The sequence below is a fragment of the Bacillus sp. FSL M8-0277 genome (assembly GCF_037975305.1).
Classification (GTDB): Bacteria; Bacillota; Bacilli; order Bacillales; family Bacillaceae; genus Bacillus; species Bacillus pumilus.
On the sequence record NZ_CP150255.1, the window covers coordinates 2,859,160 to 2,873,328 of the forward strand.

Genomic DNA, 14,169 nt, shown 5'->3' on the forward strand with positions numbered 1-14,169 from the left:
AAAAAACTTGGCAGATGCCAAGTCTTATTCCTTAATAAATCGTTACAATTCCATTTCAATTTTCACCTTCAACCCTTTTTCAGGTGCGGTATGAATGTGAAGCTTCCCATTTAACGCCTTGACTCGTTCTCTGATTCCAGAGAGGCCCATGCTCATGGTGTGCTGATCAAGATGGCTTGCGTCAAAACCAACTCCATCATCCTCGTAGTGAAGAACAACCTGATCTTTAATACAAATCAGCATTACGAGCACTTGGTTGGCTTGAGAATGTTTCAAGGCATTGGATAACAATTCCTGAACAATCCGGTAAATATTAAGCTGGGAGTCAATATCAATGTCCATCTCCTTATCAAAGCGTGTCGTATTCAGCCGAATATGAAACGGTGCTTCCTCCTGAATTTGAGAAGTCAGCTTCGATATCGCCTTCACTAAACCTAAATCGTACAGCAGCTGCGGCCGAAGTTCATGACACGTTTCTCTCGTCGTTTGAATCACCTTAGACATTTGTTCATTCCATGAGATAAGCGATTGTTCAATAGACGTTGGGCATTGATCGTTTTGGAAATTCGTTAAAAACATCTCTGACTGTCTTTTCAGCGATATCAAATCCTGTAGCACGGAATCATGGAGATCCCTTGCTAAATCGGAGCGCTGTTTTTCTTCCATCGCAAACATGACTTTTTTCAGCCAAGCAGGGTTCGCTTCACGCTGCTTCAAATCTTCAAGATGCTCCATCAATTCTTCAATCTTGACGACATTTTCTAAACTGACACTTGTATAAAATGCCAATGTTTTCAGCCAAGAAATCTCATCACGCGTCAATTTAGGTGTCTGTAAATTGGATAAGCAGCAAATCACAAACGAGTGACCACCCCGCTCGCCAATTTTCATCATGAACCCTTTATCAAGCCCAATGATTTTCCCGACTTCCCCTAAAATATCCTGAAATTGATCCACATACTCTTTCCATAGATTGCTATCACCTGAAGATTCATCAATCTCTTCAATCTGCCCATCTGGCTTCACTTCAAGCACAAAGGCTTTATTAACAACCAGTACTTCTAAAATGGTGTATTTCAAATGATAAAGCACTTGGTGAAGTGATGACGCCTCACGGATGAGCTGCGTAAATTTAAACACACTGTCCTGGTAATTATGCTTCTCTGAAAAACGTTTCAGCCGGAAGCGGAAATCTAGAATTTCTTTAAAATAAAAGACAGCAAGCATGAGTGTATAGGTGATTAATGCGAGTTTCAGTGTATACTTCAAATCTTCTGGTTTTTGCAGAATGTAAAACGTGACAATAACAAAAATGGTCGGTGTAATGGCTAAAAAGCCATAGTATTTCAGTCTACTAATCAAAAAGTCCATATTGTATAGTTTGTTCGTCATGAATTGGTACACTAGAGAAAAAGGAATAAGCAAGACAAAAGAAGTCAAGAAAAAGGGATCTACTACATAAATACGAAACAAAACATATGGTATTGCAAATAAAAATATAAATGGACAGAATGCTATGATATTAATCATGACAAAAAACTTTAAAACAGACCCCTGCTCTGTCTCTTTATATTTCCGCATTCCATTGATAATCACTTTGAATGACATGATAATAGAAGCGAAAAAGAATAAAAGATTTAAACTTGGCATGTATCTTGCTATCGCTGAATCTATTGGAACTGCTAGCTCTATCAATAGATTAATTACTGGAAGACTATATAAAAGGCGAATTGTTTTTTGATTTGTTATATGCAAGTTAAACTCTTTAAAATACTGATAAATGAAATGAATATAAAAGATAAATACACTTGATAAACAAAATACGATCACATAATGGCTAAATCTTTCACCAATACCTGAAGTACCTGCACTAAGATACCCGATACAAATCGTTAATAAAAATAAAACTAATAGAAATGCTGATTTCCGTTGGGCCTCTTTGTTAATTCTAATGATAAAGAAGATACAAAATAAACATATTGAATACAGGACGAGAGGAATTAAATAGACAAATAAACTTTCTTGACCAATCAATGTCTTATTTTTAAGGGTGATCATTTGGTTGCCTCTTTGAATATCAATTCTTTGCACATTCCTAAGCTCACCATTGATCATATGATCTTTGTTGTTAGCAGGTTCCCCATTGATTTTAAGTATAATATCTCCTTCTTCTAATCCTGATGTGTAGGCTAAAGAAAGATATTCAACTTTGACAACTTCTGCTTGACCGTTCTTGTTCTCCGCTACACGTGCTCCATTAAAAATATCAAATACATAAATATATGAAACATAGATCACAAATAAAAAAGACAGAAAAACGAAAAAAGCAGATAGTTTCGTATAAGTTATCTTCATGTATAAAACATCCTTAACTGGAGAACTTTTAAATCATTTATAAATGAAATAGCATCATTTATAGTACCATATATATTCTGCAGACATTTGCCCTTTTTTAATGCCTTGAATGATTGCTTTCATGGTTTGCTCATCTGTGTGAATTAAACTTGCATTCCCTAAATCCAACTCATTCACAACTCCAGGATTTTCCATTAAATATGCAATAACATTTTGAATGTTCAATCATTGCCCTCCTTTGTCATAAATGCATACAATTGTTCCCTCTTTGTTTTAGGTAAATCAAGTTGGTCAATCCCTTGCCTCATTTGTAACAGCATAATCTCTCTCATTGATACCATGTACTGAGTCAAACCTGCTTCAAGTAATTTCTGCTTCAGTTGAAATGACTTTTGTTCTGACTCATCTAAACGATTAGATAAGAACATAAGAATCTCTTGACTGGCATCGTTAAAGCCTCTTTGTAAATAGCTAAATGCCAGCGTTTGTTTTTTTAGAAAATCTCCGTTGGTTTTCGAAAATAACGCAAAAAAATCGTTACTGATTTGTTCAGCAACACCATAACATATGGAATATGATTCCACAGTTGAGTTGATTTTTCCTGTCGCTAAATAAACACCCAGTACACTAGCAAGAGCTGTTAATGATCCTGATTTTTTCCTTAAAACCTCTACACACTCTTCTTCTGTTCCATGCATATGACGCAAATCCTCATGCTGTCCTTCCATTGACCATTTGATGAGTTGGAACAGTTTCTCAATTAGTTGAGAATCATTTTCACATATTGTTGTGATGAGTTGGATACTCAGCGTATACAAATACGTAGAAGCATTGATGGCCACTCCTTGGTTGACGTTCATCCAAGGATACGAATCTTTATCCTGATCTTCGATATCATCTAATATATCGGCTGATAAGATGAGAAGTTCAATCCCTGCTGCCAATTGTGTAATCGCTTGCTTGTCTTGTCCGCCAAATGCCTCATAATGCTTGTAAGCCAATTGCCCAAAGGGAAATTCATTCTTTATATCTGTAAATTCTAGAAGCAGTTGTTGTAAATCTTTCTGCCTGACTGCATGTTGAATAAAATCAGACATATTCTGCTTGATTTTTGTATTCTCTAGATAGTTTAGCATACTCGGTCTTGTCCCTCACCCTTCCGCCTTTTATTTTACTAAAAAGACATGAGCAAATGTCCACTGACATCACTATTTAACAATTATATAATAATATATCCTTTTTTTGTATGTATTTGGATAAAAAAAAGACTTGATGATTATCAAGTCTTTAAGAAATTTTCACATATTCATATTTGTCGTATTGATCAATGCTTTTGTTAATGTTATGAAGAGAAGCCGTTGTTTCTCTAATTTCGTTTTCAAGTTTCCATAATAATTGTTTAAGTTCTTCGATTTCATACTTTTCCATCGATTCCACTCTCCTTTTTTGGAAGATCAATGTATTTGTGTATGGTGATTGGGTCATAAGTATTTGATCTATTACTAACAGTGTAAATGTAATTGAGTATTTTTTCACCGAAAAGTATGCACAAAATGTGTGCGTGATACCGCAAAATTCAATAGGTCTTTTTTCATCATTTTCTGACTTTTCAAATCATACTTTTATCTTAATTTCAAAGGAATTGTGTCACTAATGCAACAAGAATAGGCATCATTCGTCACACTTCTCTCACAATAGAACATACGATCCCTTCTATAACCTCGGTTTTGCGTGTTATAGGTCAGACGACAGACCCCATTGTGGACACCGCAATTTTTTGGCGACATTCACCGAAATTGACCGCAAAAGTACCTATTTTTATGTTGGATTTATAAAGATAGAAAGATCATTTTGATTCTTTATTCTGATTTTCTACATACATTTAGAACAGATATCCGTCCAATTTCACGTCAATGAGAGAAGAGGTGACCATGTGTTTTACTATGTTCCTTATCCTGCTTTGCAAGGTCCCGCAATGAGCCTTGCATATCCACGCACACCTATGACTTTTCCTCCAGTAGATGCCCACTCGTTTCAACGAGCCGCAAAGGAATCAGCCCGACTTGTTGCTGATGCTTCACTTATTACACAGCAGATTTCCAGCTCGCTTTCGTTTGCACAGCGCATCATGGAGGCTGCTGAACGCTCTGATTCGGCAAGTGTCATCAGAATGCTGAAGCAAATCGGTGTGAAAAGTGGTATTGACATCCGCTTTAGTCCAGAAGGCATTCGTATCTACTTGTCTCTCGCCTCTAGCAGACTTTTTCTCCTTTTACAGTGGGCATAACAAAAAAAGCCGCTCTGACGTGAGCGGCTTTTACGATTCAAACATTTTATGACACCATTCAATGGCTTCTATATAACATCCGTAGGCTTCTTGCTTCGGGAGATTCCCATCTAACATCTCATGATCCCATTCATTTCGTTCAATCCGTTTGGCTACACCGAGTACAAATGAATAATCATTTTCATAGCCAAGCAGTGCCTCGCCAACTTCATCAGAAAGCGGCAGCTCTTTCACAAGTTCTGTGATATCTGCCCTGACAAGTGTATCGATGAGAGAAAACATACCTGTCAGCATATAAGAGGCTGGATGCTCTCGATCGGTACGACTCGCAATCAGTTCACACGTTTTCGCCCGAATGAAGGACATTTTGATAATTTCTTTTTGGCTTGAATTGGCTTGAACATTCAATTCTTTAAATGAAAGAATAAAGATCCAGCGCCGAATTTCATTAAACCCGAGCAGAATAATCGCCTGCCGGATACTTTTGATTTGATAAAGACGTCTCATGCCGCCTGAATTGAGCATTTTTAATAATTGGTATGATAGCGAAAGGTCACTTTCAATAAAATGGGTCACGACCTGGATATTCGGCTGTTCCTTGCTCAGCTCATTTAATAGCTGGTGGTACGCATGGAAGCTGGTTGATAATGCTCGTCCTGATATAACATGCGGCTCACTAAAGAAATACCCTTGAAACAAATGGAAGCCGGCTTCTAGCGCTTCTTCATATTCTCTTCGCGTTTCCACCTTTTCTGCAAGGAAGCGAAGTCGATATTTTTTATAGGTATGTAGAATATTTCTACGTTCTTTCGATGTAGTCTTTAGAAAGTCAATTTTTAAAATATCAATGCAATAGAGGAGTTCGTCAAGCAACTTGTCACTGAAATGTGATCCGCTTAGAAAAAAATCATCAAGTGCAATCGTATATCCCCATTTTTTTAACTCCTTACATCTCATAATAAGAGCCGGGGTAATCGGGACATTTTCTAATATCTCGATCACAAGCTGATGCGGATCAAAATAGGTGAGCAGATCAGACGAAAGTAAGCTTTCGGTGAAATTAATGTAGCATCTTTTGCCTTCTGTCAATGTTTCGATGCCGATATTTAAAAAACTGTTAATAATGAGGTCCGTTGTCGCTTTGTCACCATCTTCAGCGCTATATGTATTGGTTTCACTATCTCTATAAAGTAGCTCGTATGATACGACTTGTTCTTTTCTGTTAAAAATAGGCTGTCTCGCAACAAACACCCTCAACTGCTCCAATCCTCCTTTATGCAATGACAAACAAGATGTGCTTTCAGTATACCAAATGATTGTGCTTATGGTTCAATTTGAATCGGTGAAAAAATAAAAAAAGAGATCACCTGACTGGATGATCTCCTTTTCTTCCAACGTTAGCTTTCATAAAGCTCTAGTTTAATTTTATTTTTCACGTCATGGATAAACTGCATCTTGTTATCCCAGCATTTTTGACTCAAATCGACTGGATATTCTTCTGGTTTGCTGATTCGTTTATATTCCTCCCAGAAAAGTCCGAGGCTATCCTGCACATAGGCTTGAATCGTTTGAATATCCGGATTGTCATATACAAGTTTTCCTTGTTCGAAAATCGGGACATGTAGATCCTTCGCCACAAAGTTTGTGACAAATTTGCTGATAAATGTATGCACAGGGTGGAACATTTTTAGCTTATCCTCACTATGAACATCTTCCTCTTCGAGCGCAATGTAGTCACCCTCTGAGTGATGATTCAATTGGTTGATAATGCGGTACACACGTTTACGTCCTGGTGTTGTCACTTTCTCTGGGTTGGACGAAATTTTGATGGTATCATTCATTTTGCCGTTTTCTTCAATGGACACAAGCTTATACACTGCACCGAGAGCTGGCTGATCAAATGCTGTGATCAGTTTTGTTCCAACACCCCACACATCAATTTTGGCACCCTGTGCTTTTAAATTCATGATGGTATGTTCATCGAGATCACTTGATGCAATGATTTTTGCGTCATGGAATCCAGCTTCATCCAGCATCGTTCTAGCTTTTTTAGACAAGTAGGCAAGGTCACCACTATCAAGTCTGACACCAATAAAGTTGATCTTGTCTCCGAATTCTTTCGCTACCTTAATGGCATTCGGAATACCGGATCTCACGGTATCATACGTATCGACTAAAAAGACACAGTCTGTATGGGTTTCAGCGTATTTTTTAAATGCCGTATATTCATCACGGTATGCTTGTACAAGTGCGTGAGCATGTGTTCCTGACACTGGGATGTTGAAACGCTTCCCAGCACGAACATTACTTGTCGCCTGAAACCCGCCGATAAGTGCCGCCCTTGCTCCCCACATTGCTGCATCCATTTCATGTGCACGTCTTGTTCCAAATTCTAGTGCTGTCTCGTCTTCAATGATTCCTTTAATCCGAGCTGCCTTTGTTGCAATCAGCGTCTGGAAGTTCACAATATTCAGCAAGGCGGTTTCGATTAGCTGCGCTTCGACAAGCGTTGCCTCGATACGCATAATTGGTTCATTTGCAAAGACAATTTCGCCTTCCCGCATTGAATGAAGGGAGCCTGTAAAGGATAACCCGCTTAAATAATCAATGAAATCGCTTTTATAACCGAGTTCGTCTTTTAAATACGCTAGATCACTTTCGGTAAAGGAGAAGTCCGATAAATACTCAATCGCTTTCTCTAAACCAGCAAATACAGCGAAGCCATTGTCAAATGGAAGCTTTCTGAAGAAGAGTTCAAACACTGCCTTCTTCTCATGAATGCCGTCTCTCCAATACGTTTCTGCCATGTTAATTTGATAAAGGTCTGTATGTAGTGATAAACTGTCGTCAATAAACCGATGCTCCAACTTCCATTCTCCTTCCCTTACTTAACCACTTTCGCACCAAGCGACTGCTCAAAGTGAGAAAGTGCCCACTCGTGCCCCGCTTCATTAAAACTCGCTACAGCATTCTCGTGAATCACAAGTTCGAAGCCTTTATTGTACGCATCAACAGCTGTATGAAGTACACAAATATCGGTACATACGCCGGCTAAATGAAGTTCAGTGATGCCACGCTCACGCAGTTTCATTTCTAATTGAGTGCCTGCAAAAGCAGAGTATCTTGTTTTTTCCATATAGTAGACATGTTTTAAATGCTTTGACGTGTGAAATAGTGAACTTAGTTTTCCATAAAGTTCAATTCCCTTTGTCCCGCGAATATTATGGGGCGGAAATAACTTTGTCTCTGGATGATAAAGGTCTTGCTCCTCATGATGATCGACTGCAAAGACGACAAAGTGCCCTTCCTCAATAAACGAAGAAGTGATCTCTGTGATCTTAGGCTCAATCGCCTGTCCAGGCTTTCCGCATGTCAATTTTCCATCGTCTGCAACAAAATCAACGGTATAATCAATACAAATCAATGCTTTGCCCATCCGCATCTCTCCCATATGCTCTTTTGACTCATTATAGCTTATTCATTTCACTAGGGAAACCTATTCAACAGATTCGTGAGAAAAAGCCTTTTGAAACAACTCATCTTCTATATAGATGTGCTCTTGATTGACCGCATTCGGCAGCTCTATCACAAGACCAAAAGGAGAATGTGCCTCATGATGATTCACCACTTTAAAGGAACATCCAGCGGCATTAGCCATTTTCACATATTGAGAATAAGAAGCATAGGACAACTCACCATTTAAAAGAACAGTGGCCTGACGGTTGGCCTTTAATATTTGTTCGACCTCTTGATACGGTTTATTTCGTGATACCTGTCCCTTTGTCAGGGCAAGAAGCGCTCGTTCCCTTAATGAACCGAGAAACATTCTTCGTTCATCGGGTTTTGTTTCAGCATGTCCAAATATCCCTTGCTGCAAATAAAAGTCTACGGATTCTTCTTTCATCGCTGTTTTCACTCCTGGTTTTAAAATTTACATTTCTGTGACCCAGTGCACAATCTTTAGTGCAAGTTCACGGGCTTCGTCTGTTTCTGCTCTTTCCATTAAGGATTGCTCGAGCGTATGGATCAGCTGCTCTTTTTCGTCCTCGTACGCAATGGAAATACTCCATTCAATATCAGGTACGGCAACAAGCGTTTTATATTCTTTTTTATTTTCATGTAAATATACATTGTAGGTCTTTGGCTGCCGGCTTGTGATGTGTGCTTTTCTAATTTTCATTTAACTCTGTTCACACCTCTTTTTTCTTCTTACATCCATATCCATTGTACCATAAAAAAAGACAGCTTCTGAAAAGGAATACCCTTTCAAAGCTGGCTACGCATTGAAGCTCTTTTGCTGACTAATCAGATTAGAATCCCAAACAAATGTGACGTTTGGACTGTTAAAAAATTGGACGAGGTCCCCTGCATTATAGGTACCTGAACCACCGGCGGAGTGATCAACACTTTTTGGTGAAATGGCAAAAACATCACCGAAATGTGCCGCCCCATTTCCGTACACACGATCTATATGAATAGGTCCAACAATCGCTGGCATTGCTCCACCACCTTTTCTATCCACATCATATGCCCAGCTCAACAATACGTGTATCACAAATAAAAAAAGACAGCTGATATTTGATCACCAGCTGTCTTTCTATGCATTAAATGATTGAGGCTGGCCAAACAATGTGAAGTCCCAAAGCATCGTCGCATTTGGATCACTTGTAAGAGACATATAATCACCGGCATTAAAGGCTCCCGCCCCGCCAGTAGAGTGGTCTACAGCTAAAGGGGCAATGGCCAGTACATCACCGAAAGTAGCTGCACCGTTTCCTCCTAATGACTCGATATGAATAGGTCCAACGATTGCAGGCATCAAAATCTCCCCCTATCTGCTTATGTCAATCATCTTATGCAAAAAGGGAAAAGTTGTGCATTTGTCCTATACGTTTAAATGTTGTTCTTTACGAGACCGCTGACGCAGCTGAACCAATCTGACAATATTCAGGGTGATGGCTTTGAGCAGTGCATAGACAGGAACCGCAAAGATCATGCCAAGGATACCGCCAAAGCTTCCTGCCCCAATTAATAACAGGATAATGGTCAAAGGATGTGTGTTCAGGCGTTTCCCAATGATCAATGGAGAAATGACATTTCCGTCAATTTGCTGCACGACAAGAATCACAATCACTGTCACCACTGCTTTTCCAGGCGAATCAAGAAAGGCAATCAGCACAGCTGGTGCCGCGCCAAGATATGGTCCAAGGTATGGAATCACATTTGTGACCGCAATGATAATACCGAGAATAAGCGCATATTTCACACCAATTAATAAGTATCCAATAAAACAAGCGACTCCGACAAACAAACAGACAATAATCTGCCCCTGTATGTAAGCTGCGAGCGTGTCGTTTAATTCTTTGAAGATCTTGAGCCCTTCCTTGCGGTAAGGCATTGGTAAGAACTGAACGAGCTTGTCCGGAAACTTATGCCCGTCTTTCAGCATATAAAATAAAATAAATGGAACTGTGATGACGGCTAAAGCAATATTCGCAATCACGCCAAACACCGCAGACATGCTTGAAGCAATGTTTTCCGGTAATGCCTTTAATGTCGAAACGACCGTCTGTTCAAACTTTGAGACAGACACATAATCTTGGCTCATCATCCAAGTAAATGTTTTAGAATGCGAAAAGTCATTGATAAATTTCTGCATGTCCGTCACATATCCAGGGAAGCTTTTGACAAGTCCGCCTAACTGCGTGACAATGACAGGTCCGGCAGCATTGACGATGATTGTGATGAGTCCGATGAACAGGAGATAAATGATCAGGATAGCGAGTGTCCTAGGCATTTTCTTGGACAAAAATTGAACAATTGGATTAAAGATGAAAAAGAGAATACCCGCCAGCAAAATGGGGACAAACAGTGTTGATGCAAATAAAATAATCGGCTGAAATAAAAACGAAACCTTTGTTGATACATACACAATGAGTAAAACAAGTAATATTTGGAATGTCCAAAAATGAACTTTAGATTTTAACAAAGATGCTCCTCCTGTTACGTATTGATCTTATTAAAAAACTACTATTCAACCCACCATCTGTCAACTGCTTCTTGTTTTTAGAACCTCATTTTTTGAAAAAAAAAGAACAATTGGTATATCATGCACTTTTTCTAGATATACATTCTATAAGCATGAAAAAAAGCAGACACCTATGCGTCTGCTTGTTACACTCTTTCACTGTGATCAGGCATCACCGACACGATTTGCTGGATCCGCACATAAAAAACTGATTTCGCCCCCGCTTCTATGACAATATGATCCGGCATGACTTCCTTCAATTTCCCACGGACCGTATCTTTCACTGTTTGCACAATTAATCTCATACCGACCACTTTCTGCAATGTTTGATAAACATATGGATCAACTAATGAAACAAGCTGTGGACTTCCTTGTTGTGCCATACTACCCGCCCCTTTACTTGTGTATTTACCCACAGCGTATGCATGAACCCATGTGAATGTCACTCAGGGCAATCCCACAACATTAATACCATATTTTAACAATTGGTACGTTTTTACATTTTTTAGAAGTATAATAGATTGGTGCTGCCAACCATTTAAAACATTTGAAGAGGTGAATTGTCTTGAAAAAACTCATCTGTATTGTTGCTGTCATGCTCTTTCTATCCTCTGCATGTTATGCGCATGCAGGGACAATTGGAGACCCACCAGGGACGCCAGGAAAGTGGTTTAAAGGCGAAGAGCCCGTTCAAAAAGACGGATCAAAACCACCACTTGTTTTTGTTCATGGCATTAACAGCTCCTCCTCCACTTGGTCCAATCGAAACGATATGGCAAAGCAGGCTGTTTTGAACGGATACGAAAGCGCATTCATAGATTTGCACCCAGATCAGGACATGAAAAAGAACGGCAAACTATTAGCGGAAAAGCTCAAAGAAATCTATGATGCGTTTGGTAGAAAACTCATTGTGATTGGTCATAGTAAAGGCGGGGTCGATACACAGTCCGCACTGGTGTATTTCAAAGCCCATCCCTATGTGGAAAAAGTCATTACTCTCGGCTCTCCTCATAACGGGACACCGCTTGCGGATCTAGCGTATAGCAAGGGCGGAAGCTGGCTGGCGGAAATTCTTGGACAAAAAAGCGACGCGCTTTATTCTTTGCAAACCGGTCTGATGGCGGCTTTTCGAAGTGAAACCGACCAGCTTGAGGCGTTTCCCAATAAATATGTCACCTACTCTGGTTCGGAATGGGGAACATTTGGCGGTGCGCTGTATTTAGGCGGCATGTATTTAAAGAGCTTTGGTACAAATGATGGTGCCGTCACGGTAAACAGCACAAAACTATCATATGCAAACAATATTTTAACAGGAAAATGGGATCACTATTCAATCAAAAACGGCACAAGTATGTTTCCTGTGTTCCAGCATCAGCTGCTGGCAAATGCCGCGAGCGCTGAAAATAAACATAAAGAGGAACAAGAGCCCGTTTCTGCTGAGCTCAATACAGATGTTTATGTGAAAGGTGGAGAAAGTGAAAAGGATCAAACAGAAGCGTTCTATGTAGAGGAAGGAACGAATGGCTTATCGATCCAGTGGTTAAATGAAAGGCAGGAGACGCAGCCCGAAATCATTGCCCCAAATGGAGATGTCTTAACAAACCTTAAGACATCGGAAGCATCTTTCCCATATGAAGGCGCATATTCACACCATGTGAAAATCAATAAACCCGTTCCTGGAAAATGGACGATTCAATCAAACTCAGGAAAAAGAGCTCCTTATCTGCTGCTTGTAACCTTTGATTCACCATTAAATGAAGAAATTAAAGAAGCTGCTTCGAAGTCAGGAGATGCATCGACCCATTCAAGCGGTCTGATTAAACGGTTAAGCAGAACGGTGGAAACCACTTACTTTCAAGATGCAAAAAAAGATCATCCATTGAAAACAAGTACCTCATCAGCCGTTCAATTGAAAAAAGAAGGTGCTTATTCTGTCACGGTAAATTACACTGGACTCACTGCGTCAGGGACATCTGCGTTTAACCGTACCGTTATTCGCACATTGTATGTCGATCAGCACGGAACGATTCATGGAGAAATTCCATATTAAACAGAGCGTTTCATGGGCTGAAGTGCCTGCTGCACTTTCTGATCCAAATCGGCAATTTTTTTCATTGCGAGTGATTCGTCTATTTGTCTGTAATGGTGGTGTCCGCCAGGCTCTTCATCCATTTCATCTGCTTTCTTCACAATTTGTTGAAGTGTGTCCTTATGAAGGTCGCCCTCTGGCAAATAGGAATCTGTATGAAGCAGAATTGCAAGTGCAATATCTTTGGCTGCTTTTGGTTCCTCCCCGAGCCGTATGAGCAGTTTATGTGCCCGCTCCGCACCTTTAATGGCATGAATATCATTTCGTCTATATGTCTCGTAATCCCATTCTCCGCCGGCTGTATACCATTCATAATGGCCAATGTCATGTAAGAGCGCTGCTTTCACAGCCAGATCTGGGTTAATCCCTGCATTCATCGCCAGCTTGAATGCGTGATAAGCACAAGCAATCGCATGGGCTTTTCCTGAACGATTTAAATACTTTTGAGCAACTGGATGGGTGTAAACATCCATTAATGTAACCTTTCTCATGGAGACCCCTCCTTATCTATATTTTTAGCATCCTAACATATTCTGAAAAGAAACTCAAATGTTCTGTTATATTTTCTATGAGTCTCAAGATTAGCTTATGTCAAATTGGCCGGTTTTGCTTGTACAAGACGGAAAAAAGCAGTCGTTATGACTGCTTTTTCACATACTCACGTGCATCGTATACACAGCCGCCAGCTGGATCACCCGCTAAAAGATCGAGCAAAATACCTGCGACTTCATCTGGACTCTTCAGTGTGCCTGTTTCATATAATTGCTGAAAACGATCAATTTGTTCGAAGTCCTGTTTTGATGATTTCCGAATCTCTCCTTGCATATCTGTATCAATCGTGCCTGGGGAAAATGAAAACGTGTTGATTGGATACGCCTCGTCCCGCTGTTCCTCATGCAAAGTCCTCATAAACATATCAAGTCCTGCCTTTGAGCTGCAATACGCACTCCAGCCTTTATATGGATTTTTCGCCGCTCCAGAAGAAAGGTGAACAATCGTTTTCTTTCCATTAAATGATTGAGTCTGCTTAACAAACACATGGCTCAGCAAAACAGGAATCACAAGATTCAGCGTATAATGCTGATGAAGCGTATCCTGTCCGCCTTGCCCCACACGCTTGATAGGTGTCACCATGCCTGCATTATTGACGAATAAGATGTCATCAGCTGCTGTCAGTGTTGGCGGCGTGAGACAATCTTGAAGCCATTTGGCTGCTGCTTGCTCATCTGTCAGGTCGACCTGTGTATGTGTAAGCTTCGGATGAGAAATCGGTGATGCACTTCTTGCTGCCGTGTACACATGATCTCCGCGTGAGAGCAGCCGGTTCACAAGTGCTAGGCCAAATCCTTTTGATCCGCCTGTAACGATTGAAATTCGAATGACAATCTCCTCCCTCGATAACTCTATTTT

General features: G+C 40.0%; 17 protein-coding genes. 2 read left to right on the top strand and 15 right to left on the bottom strand.

The features are described 5' to 3' along the window. Positions 1-42: 42 nt before the first annotated feature. The 4 genes from MKZ05_RS14540 to degQ form a co-directional block, all read right to left on the bottom strand. The gene (locus tag MKZ05_RS14540; RefSeq protein ID WP_212045488.1) at positions 43-2,355 is read right to left on the bottom strand and encodes an ATP-binding protein; all 2,313 of its coding nucleotides are present in this window, start codon (positions 2,353-2,355) and stop codon (positions 43-45) included. Between the two features lie 54 nt (positions 2,356-2,409). Next, positions 2,410-2,580, bottom strand: a complete 171-nt coding sequence (gene comX / locus MKZ05_RS14545) for a competence pheromone ComX (RefSeq protein ID WP_212045489.1) — start codon at positions 2,578-2,580, stop codon at positions 2,410-2,412. Next, positions 2,577-3,491 (bottom strand): polyprenyl synthetase family protein, encoded by a 915-nt coding sequence (locus MKZ05_RS14550; protein WP_212045490.1) that lies wholly within the window; start codon positions 3,489-3,491, stop codon positions 2,577-2,579. The genes comX and MKZ05_RS14550 overlap by 4 nt, the downstream gene beginning before the upstream one ends. Before the next feature lie 151 nt (positions 3,492-3,642). Beyond that, a complete protein-coding gene (gene degQ, locus MKZ05_RS14555; RefSeq protein ID WP_003213123.1) occupies positions 3,643-3,783 on the bottom strand; it encodes a degradation enzyme regulation protein DegQ in 141 nt (46 codons plus the stop codon). A 505-nt stretch (positions 3,784-4,288) separates the two neighbouring features. Here degQ and MKZ05_RS14560 point away from each other — a divergent pair. Continuing rightward, complete coding sequence (locus MKZ05_RS14560; protein ID WP_212045491.1) at positions 4,289-4,642, top strand: inner spore coat protein; 354 nt, start codon at positions 4,289-4,291, stop codon at positions 4,640-4,642. A 30-nt stretch (positions 4,643-4,672) separates the two neighbouring features. Here MKZ05_RS14560 and MKZ05_RS14565 read toward each other — a convergent pair whose 3' ends face one another. The 9 genes from MKZ05_RS14565 to MKZ05_RS14605 all read right to left on the bottom strand — a co-directional run bounded on the left by MKZ05_RS14565 (position 4,673) and on the right by MKZ05_RS14605 (position 11,053). Continuing rightward, entirely contained in the window at positions 4,673-5,899 is a 1,227-nt protein-coding gene (locus tag MKZ05_RS14565; protein WP_212045764.1) for an HDOD domain-containing protein, read from the bottom strand. A gap of 140 nt (positions 5,900-6,039) precedes the next feature. After that, the gene (locus MKZ05_RS14570; protein WP_003212630.1) at positions 6,040-7,509 is read right to left on the bottom strand and encodes a nicotinate phosphoribosyltransferase; all 1,470 of its coding nucleotides are present in this window, start codon (positions 7,507-7,509) and stop codon (positions 6,040-6,042) included. A gap of 17 nt (positions 7,510-7,526) precedes the next feature. Then, entirely contained in the window at positions 7,527-8,078 is a 552-nt protein-coding gene (locus MKZ05_RS14575) for an isochorismatase family cysteine hydrolase (protein ID WP_212045492.1), read from the bottom strand. Positions 8,079-8,138: 60 nt separating this feature from the next. Continuing rightward, positions 8,139-8,546, bottom strand: coding sequence for a YueI family protein (locus MKZ05_RS14580; RefSeq protein WP_050944045.1), 408 nt, complete (start codon positions 8,544-8,546; stop codon positions 8,139-8,141). A 27-nt stretch (positions 8,547-8,573) separates the two neighbouring features. Continuing rightward, on the bottom strand, positions 8,574-8,822 hold the full coding sequence (locus MKZ05_RS14585; protein ID WP_034660684.1) for a YueH family protein: 249 nt from the start codon (positions 8,820-8,822) through the stop codon (positions 8,574-8,576). A gap of 96 nt (positions 8,823-8,918) precedes the next feature. Next, a complete protein-coding gene (locus MKZ05_RS14590) occupies positions 8,919-9,140 on the bottom strand; it encodes a spore germination protein (RefSeq protein ID WP_050944046.1) in 222 nt (73 codons plus the stop codon). 99 nt (positions 9,141-9,239) lie between these two features. Beyond that, positions 9,240-9,461, bottom strand: a complete 222-nt coding sequence (locus MKZ05_RS14595) for a spore germination protein (protein ID WP_106029262.1) — start codon at positions 9,459-9,461, stop codon at positions 9,240-9,242. A 66-nt stretch (positions 9,462-9,527) separates the two neighbouring features. After that, the gene (locus MKZ05_RS14600) at positions 9,528-10,631 is read right to left on the bottom strand and encodes an AI-2E family transporter (protein ID WP_050944047.1); all 1,104 of its coding nucleotides are present in this window, start codon (positions 10,629-10,631) and stop codon (positions 9,528-9,530) included. Between the two features lie 185 nt (positions 10,632-10,816). Continuing rightward, positions 10,817-11,053, bottom strand: a complete 237-nt coding sequence (locus MKZ05_RS14605) for a YuzF family protein (RefSeq protein ID WP_003213721.1) — start codon at positions 11,051-11,053, stop codon at positions 10,817-10,819. Between the two features lie 182 nt (positions 11,054-11,235). Here MKZ05_RS14605 and MKZ05_RS14610 point away from each other — a divergent pair, with 182 nt between their 5' ends. After that, on the top strand, positions 11,236-12,720 hold the full coding sequence (locus MKZ05_RS14610; protein ID WP_212045494.1) for an alpha/beta hydrolase: 1,485 nt from the start codon (positions 11,236-11,238) through the stop codon (positions 12,718-12,720). Here MKZ05_RS14610 and MKZ05_RS14615 read toward each other — a convergent pair. Together MKZ05_RS14615 and MKZ05_RS14620 are read right to left on the bottom strand one after the other, a co-directional pair. After that, complete coding sequence (locus MKZ05_RS14615) at positions 12,717-13,250, bottom strand: HD domain-containing protein (RefSeq protein WP_212045495.1); 534 nt, start codon at positions 13,248-13,250, stop codon at positions 12,717-12,719. The two genes, MKZ05_RS14610 and MKZ05_RS14615, sit on opposite strands and share 4 nt — an antisense overlap. 145 nt (positions 13,251-13,395) lie before the next feature. Beyond that, on the bottom strand, positions 13,396-14,139 hold the full coding sequence (locus MKZ05_RS14620; protein ID WP_212045765.1) for a (S)-benzoin forming benzil reductase: 744 nt from the start codon (positions 14,137-14,139) through the stop codon (positions 13,396-13,398). Positions 14,140-14,169: the final 30 nt, after the last annotated feature.

Coding starts and splice junctions, on each gene's coding strand:
- MKZ05_RS14540 (WP_212045488.1), bottom strand. CDS start 2,355: ATGAAGATAACTTATACGAAACTATCTGCTTTTTTCGTTTTTCTGTCT.
- MKZ05_RS14550 (WP_212045490.1), bottom strand. CDS start 3,491: ATGCTAAACTATCTAGAGAATACAAAAATCAAGCAGAATATGTCTGAT.
- degQ (WP_003213123.1), bottom strand. CDS start 3,783: ATGGAAAAGTATGAAATCGAAGAACTTAAACAATTATTATGGAAACTT.
- MKZ05_RS14575 (WP_212045492.1), bottom strand. CDS start 8,078: ATGGGCAAAGCATTGATTTGTATTGATTATACCGTTGATTTTGTTGCA.
- MKZ05_RS14580 (WP_050944045.1), bottom strand. CDS start 8,546: ATGAAAGAAGAATCCGTAGACTTTTATTTGCAGCAAGGGATATTTGGA.
- MKZ05_RS14585 (WP_034660684.1), bottom strand. CDS start 8,822: ATGAAAATTAGAAAAGCACACATCACAAGCCGGCAGCCAAAGACCTAC.
- MKZ05_RS14590 (WP_050944046.1), bottom strand. CDS start 9,140: ATGCCAGCGATTGTTGGACCTATTCATATAGATCGTGTGTACGGAAAT.
- MKZ05_RS14595 (WP_106029262.1), bottom strand. CDS start 9,461: ATGCCTGCAATCGTTGGACCTATTCATATCGAGTCATTAGGAGGAAAC.
- MKZ05_RS14605 (WP_003213721.1), bottom strand. CDS start 11,053: ATGGCACAACAAGGAAGTCCACAGCTTGTTTCATTAGTTGATCCATAT.
- MKZ05_RS14615 (WP_212045495.1), bottom strand. CDS start 13,250: ATGAGAAAGGTTACATTAATGGATGTTTACACCCATCCAGTTGCTCAA.